This is a genomic window from Phycisphaerae bacterium (genome assembly GCA_035384605.1).
In the GTDB taxonomy this organism is placed as follows: Bacteria; Planctomycetota; Phycisphaerae; order UBA1845; family PWPN01; genus JAUCQB01.
In genome coordinates this window covers 1-5,591 of the sequence record DAOOIV010000187.1, presented here as the reverse complement: position 1 = coordinate 5,591, position 5,591 = coordinate 1, and the positions used below count along the sequence as shown (strand labels likewise).

The 5,591-nt window shown below is 61.0% G+C and carries 6 protein-coding genes, 1 tRNA gene and 1 rRNA gene; 5 read left to right on the top strand and 3 right to left on the bottom strand.

The window, feature by feature from the left end; all coding sequences use genetic code 11:
- Positions 1-327: ribosomal RNA gene (locus PLL20_21400) — 23S ribosomal RNA — on the top strand; the annotation flags it as partial.
- A gap of 286 nt (positions 328-613) precedes the next feature.
- Here the strand turns inward: PLL20_21400 and PLL20_21395 are convergent.
- Positions 614-687, bottom strand: a tRNA-His gene (locus PLL20_21395).
- A gap of 508 nt (positions 688-1,195) precedes the next feature.
- Between PLL20_21395 and PLL20_21390 the strand changes: the two genes are divergently transcribed.
- The 3 genes from PLL20_21390 to PLL20_21380 all read left to right on the top strand — a co-directional run bounded on the left by PLL20_21390 (position 1,196) and on the right by PLL20_21380 (position 3,340).
- On the top strand, positions 1,196-1,396 hold the full coding sequence (locus tag PLL20_21390; protein HPD32555.1) for a hypothetical protein: 201 nt from the start codon (positions 1,196-1,198) through the stop codon (positions 1,394-1,396).
- A gap of 33 nt (positions 1,397-1,429) precedes the next feature.
- Positions 1,430-2,470: an IS21 family transposase gene (istA, locus tag PLL20_21385; protein HPD32554.1), complete on the top strand. Its 1,041-nt coding sequence runs from the start codon at positions 1,430-1,432 to the stop codon at positions 2,468-2,470.
- Between the two features lie 108 nt (positions 2,471-2,578).
- Positions 2,579-3,340 carry a hypothetical protein gene (locus PLL20_21380; GenBank protein HPD32553.1) on the top strand — a complete coding sequence of 254 codons (762 nt, stop codon included), beginning with the start codon at positions 2,579-2,581 and terminating at the stop codon, positions 3,338-3,340.
- A gap of 173 nt (positions 3,341-3,513) precedes the next feature.
- On the opposite strand, the gene PLL20_21375 is transcribed toward PLL20_21380, so the two are convergent.
- Positions 3,514-4,062, bottom strand: coding sequence for a peroxiredoxin (locus tag PLL20_21375; GenBank protein ID HPD32552.1), 549 nt, complete (start codon positions 4,060-4,062; stop codon positions 3,514-3,516).
- A 289-nt stretch (positions 4,063-4,351) separates the two neighbouring features.
- Here PLL20_21375 and PLL20_21370 point away from each other — a divergent pair, with 289 nt between their 5' ends.
- On the top strand, positions 4,352-4,972 hold the full coding sequence (locus PLL20_21370) for a plasmid pRiA4b ORF-3 family protein (protein ID HPD32551.1): 621 nt from the start codon (positions 4,352-4,354) through the stop codon (positions 4,970-4,972).
- Positions 4,973-5,148: 176 nt separating this feature from the next.
- On the opposite strand, the gene PLL20_21365 is transcribed toward PLL20_21370, so the two are convergent.
- A partial coding sequence (locus PLL20_21365; GenBank protein HPD32550.1) for a pyridoxal-phosphate dependent enzyme occupies positions 5,149-5,591 on the bottom strand: 443 nt, incomplete at its 5' end.

The window sequence follows — 5,591 nt, the reverse complement described above, 5'->3', positions numbered from 1 at the left end:
GCGAGCTGGGTTCAGACCGGCGTGAGCCAGGTCGGTCCCTATCTGCCGTGGGCGTATGAGACTTGAGAGGATGTCTTCCTAGTACGAGAGGATTGGAAGGCACCAGCCTCTGGTGTACCTGTTGTCGCGCTAGCGGCAGCGCAGGGTAGCTATGCTGGGAAAGGATAAACGCTGAATGCATCTAAGTGTGAAGCCCCCCTCAAGATGAGGTCTCGACGACTCTTCGGAGTCGGTAGGCCCCTGGAAGACTACCAGGTCGATAGGCCGGAAGTGTAAGGACAGAAATGTCTTAAGCCGACCGGTACTAATGGCCAATCGCTTGATCGTATGAATGATGTGCTGTTTTTAGGCCGTCATTCGCTGAGTACACCGCGAGGCTCGAAGATGGAGCGCGGTAATGCTGAAGTCGCTGCCTGCACACACCTATCCGACTGACGTTTCAAACCGCCGGCCAAGGCAAACGCGGCCGGCGGTTTTTTTTTGCGCCGCCTGCCGAAAGCAGGCACGTGATCACCCGTGGAAGGAACGTCCGCGACAACCGATGGGTGGGAAACGCTCGACCTAACTCGTTCGCGCCCGGTCCGTTCGTGCGCGGACACCAAGCGGGAAAAAGGGTGAGCGAGGGGACTCGAACCCCCGACCCCGAGGACCACAACCTCGTGCTCTAACCAACTGAGCTACGCTCACCATCAACGGCCCGAACCAGGCGTCGGCAACCCAAACCAATAGCCAAGTTTGGCGGACGCCTGCCACCTCCCCAACGGACTAGGATACCTTTGCGGGAGGCGCCGTTCAACGGGGCAAGCGGCCTTGGGTGCATGCCGAATCCATGACCGTTCAGGCGGCTCTTTCAGCACCCCGAGCGTAAGCGAGGGGCCAAGCCGCAGAGCGGCCAATGCCACATGGGGCCGCTCCCTCACGGTTGCGGTTCTGAAAAGCCATAGCGTCTCCCCGCCTGAGCTGTCACAGACCCGTGCATGCCGGGTGCGGACAGTCTGGGCGGGCATGCCGACCGGTCCAGGTTGGGCGATCAAGGCCGTTCAGCGGGTTTCCCCGCCAAAGGCGCTGCCAGTTCCTTAGATTCTGGCCACCTCCTTTCCGGAAATTCTGACCACATGTGAGGTTGTGATTTCCGGCAGTTTTGCCTCGCAATGGCCGGGGGCAATGGGGCTCCCCGCCGCGAGGAACGAGGAGGATGATCAGTATGTTGGACCGGGTAAAGATTTGGGCATTGCGGCAGGCGGGACACACGTTGGAGGAGATCGCGGCCGCGGTCAAAGTCGGGAAACGTTCGGTACAGCGGATCCTGAAGGAGCCGCCGATCACGAGCCTGGAGTCGGCCCCGACGCCGGGGTCCCGGCAGATCGGGCGTCCGAGCCGGGTGGAGGCCTTCTAGGGCGACGCCGAACGGATCCTGGAAGCCGAGCCGTTGCTGCCGACAGTGGAAGTGTTCAGCCGCCTGCGATCGCTAGGTTACACCGGGGGCAAGTCGGCGGTGTACGAGTTGGTCAGGTCCGTTCGTCCCCGGAAGAACCAGGGGCCTGAGGTGCGGTTCGAGGGGGTGCCGGGCGAGTTCAGCCAACATGATTTCGGCAGTGTGAACGTCACCTATGCCGACGGCACGAGCGAGAAGATCCACTTCTTCGCTTCTCGTCTGAAGTACTCGCGATGGACGCACGTGGTCATCGTCCCGGATGAGCGAGTCGAGTCGCTCATCCGGGCGTTGCTGAAGGCCTTCGAGTCCTTCGGCGGTGTGCCCCTGCGGGCGGTTTTCGACAATCCCAAGACGATCGTTCTCAGCCGTGCCCAGGGGTTCATCAACTGGAACCCGGTTTTCGTCCACGTCCCCGTGGACTACAGTTTCGGGGTGGAGTTGTGCCGGCCTCGGCGGGCCAACCAGAAAGGATCCGTCGAGAACCTGGTGGGCTGGGTCAAGGGCAGCTTCTTCAAGGTCCGCCGGTTCCACGACCGCGCGGACCTGGAGCAGCAGCTCATCGCCTGGCTGGAAGAGGTCAACCTGCAGCGCCCCAGCCGGGCCACCAACCAGATCCCGGCCGAGCGGATGAAGGCGGAGCGGGAACGCCTCACGCCCCTGGCGACCCCGGCGGATGACTATCCCCTGCGGGTGGCAGTGACCGTCGGCACCACCGGCTTCGTGGAGTACGAGCGTATCCGCTATTCCATGCCCCCGACCGCCATCGGCATTCCCGGCACGCTCTTCCTGTATCCCGACCGGGTCCGGATCGTGACCCGCAGCGGGATCGAGGTCGAGCATCCGCGGCGTCCGGCCGTGGGCAACACTTCATATTGCAGCGAGCACCGGGTTGCCCGGCTGGCCGCGGTGCACGGGCAGCGGGCCAAACTCTATCAGAAACGCCAGGAAATCCTCGAATTGGGGCCGCCGGCGGAAGGCCTGCTGACCTGTGGGGGACTGGCCTCCAGCCGGTCGGTTTTCGGGGTTTCGGAATAGGTTTTTTGGCCTGTTCTTGTCGAAGCAGCCGTTGACGTGGAGACCGCCGCAAGGCACACTATGGTCCGTCAGCTTGGAAGCGGGCCCTCGCGTCAAGGAGTGACCTTCATGTCTCGAAGACACCGGCACGTGTCATCAAGAAGACTTCGAAGAAGGCTTCGATCACAGCGTCCGCCTTCTCCTTCCGGACTGCGTCTGATCGCCACCGGCGGGCACAAAGGCGAGCCTGTTGTCCTGGAAATGCTCAGTTTCGAAATCACCGAAGACCCGATACCTGACCCGACATTGGATCGTCTCCGTCCCGAGGATCGGGAGATGATCCTGGAGGTCGGCTCAAGAGTGATGGAAGGGGCCACGGACCAGGTGCCGATTCTCGAACGGCTGGCCCGGGAGTTTCCGCAGGTGCCGAAAGTCTACAATTACTTGACGATAGCCTATTCCAATGCCGGTCTGTACGCCAAGGCCGAGGAAATGGCTGAGGAGGCGTACAGCCGGTTCCCGAACTATCTCTTTGCGATGATCAACTATGCCCATGCGCTGCTTCGTCGGTGGCATATCCGCCGAGTGGAGCAGATACTGGACAATCGCTTTTCGATTCACCTCTGGATCACCGATCGAAAGCGATATCACGTAAGCGAATATGTGGCCTTTAACGGTCTCATGGCCAGGTATTTTTCGGCCATCGGTGAAGATGAGATTGCAGAGCGATACTATAAGATGCTGTTGGAGGTGGCTCCGGACCATCCCGGAACAAAGACAATCGACCGCGTCATCCATCCCACGCCTATGGGTTCGCTCTTGAAGCGTCTGACCAGATGGGCTCATGCCAAAGAAGCCGATCAGGAGCCGGTCCGCGCCGGCGGCAAGTAGTAGAGGCGGCACGGGTGCGCAAACACAGCCCATTGCGTGGTTCCCAAGGCGGACCGCCTTTTTGCGGGTCACAACCCAAGCGCACTTGTGATCCAGAAGCATGCGCGCAAGCCGCACAGATATCCGGCCGCAAGGTTCTGAAGGCCACGCGGCCGGTTCATCGGTCGTGGCCGTCACTTGAGCGCCGCGAAAATCTTCTCATGGGCGACAAAGCCGCGCTCGGCCAGGGCAACCTTGCCATCTTTACGAATGGCGTAGACCGTGCGCTGCGTTCTATCCGGTCCCCTGGCGCCATAAGCAGCGGTGATGCTTGAACCCTCGTCGACAATAAGCGAGAAGGGGAACCGGTTTTCGCCGACGAAGCGGGCGTGCTGCACGGCGTCGGCCGGATTGACGCCAAGAACCGTGATCCCGTGCTTTTCAAACTGCGACCAGTCGTCACGAACCGCACAAAGCTGTCTCGTGCAGCCCGGCGTGAAATCACCGGGATAGAAAATCAGCACGACGCTGCTCTTCTTGAGCAGCTCGGCCAGGCGGATGCGTTTGCCCGATTGGTCGGCAGCGTCGAAATCAGGAGCCTTCTGCCCGACGGGAATCAGATCGGTACGTGCTTCCAGCGAGGCAGCGGGCCCGACCGTCTCCGTCGACGCGCAACCGGCCGGCAGCAACCCGACGACAATCGCAATGAGCAGCGGACCCAGCTTGCGGCTGACGTATCTCATCGAAGTGACCTCCTCGGAGAGTCCCGGGACTTGAACCGTCGTGATCGACCACGACTTTCCCTTATTCTAGCCCCAAACCAAGAACAAACGCGGGCCGGGGAGAACAAGCTCTAAATGCTGATGCCTTCACGGGTTGCAGGGCGCGTGCTGCAGGGTTGCGGCGGGGGCCGCGCCGGCCGGATGCAAACGGGTTGATTCGTCGGTCGTCTCTGGCGTCTTGCATGCCGAGAAGTTATGCTCTGGTTCGTGGTCTGTGTTGGGTCCGTTCACTGAATGTTGGAGATCTGTCATGGCTACCCGTCAGACGAAGAAACAAAACCCCAAGACCTCGTCCGGGAGCGGACTGTATACATTGGAGGTATTTTTAATCGGTGGGCCCGTCACCGAGGAGTTCGTCAAGGAAAACCCGGTTGTCTCCCGCACCATCCAAATCCGCGGCGATCAGACGTTGGACAAGCTGCACTTTGCCATTTTCGACGCCTTTGACCGTGATGACGAGCACATGTACGAGTTTCAGATCGGCGGCAAGGGGCCCCAGGACCCGGGCGCGCGCTGCTACGTCTTACCGGATGCCCGTGATGCGTACGACAGACGACAGGCAGGAGACCTGACTCGAACCAGAATCGGCACTCTTGGCCTGAAAGTCGGAGATGCATTCGGCTATTGGTTCGATTACGGCGACGACTGGTGGCACCAGATCAACGTCATCTCGATCGAGGAGAACATCCCCCCCGGAGAGTATCCCAGGGTAACCCAACGCGTAGGTGAGAGCCCTCCGCAGTATCCCGATCCGGAAGATGAAGATGAGGAATGGGACGAGGACGAAGACGACGAAAGCGACGAGGACGAGGATGATGACGGAGAGTGGGAAGACCCGGACGAGGAAGACGATGCGGACGAGGAGGATTGATCGCCAAGGTTGCGGATCCTGGTGCTGCGCATCTCAGAGTGACGCGGCGGCACTCGAAAAGACCGCGTAGCTTGCCTCCGACCCTTCGAGGCGCTGCGGCTGGAAGACCTCTGTCACATAGCAGGTTCGGAAAGGACGTCGGCCCCCAAGCAACGTACGTTCGATCGGCAACCGCCTTATCCTTCGTGGAACAGCGGCGTGGACAGGTAACGTTCGCCGCAACTGGGCAGGATGACGACGATCATCTTACCGGCGTTTTCGGGGCGGTTGGCAACCTCGTTGGCGGCGCACAGGGCCGCGCCTGAGGAGATGCCGCACAAGATGCCCTCTTGTCTGGCGGCCTTGCGGGCCCAGGCGAAGGCGTCTTCGTTGGCAACACGTACGACGTCATCGATCAGGGAGAGATCGAGCACGCCGGGGATGAAACCTGCGCCGATGCCCTGAATCTTGTGCGGGCCGGGCTTGAGTTCCTCGCCTGATCGCCTCTGGGTGATGACCGGCGAATCGGCCGGTTCGACGGCAATGGCCTTGAACGACGGCTTGCGTTGCTTGATCACGCCGGCGACGCCGGTGATCGTGCCGCCCGTACCCACCCCTGAAACAAGAATATCCACTGCCC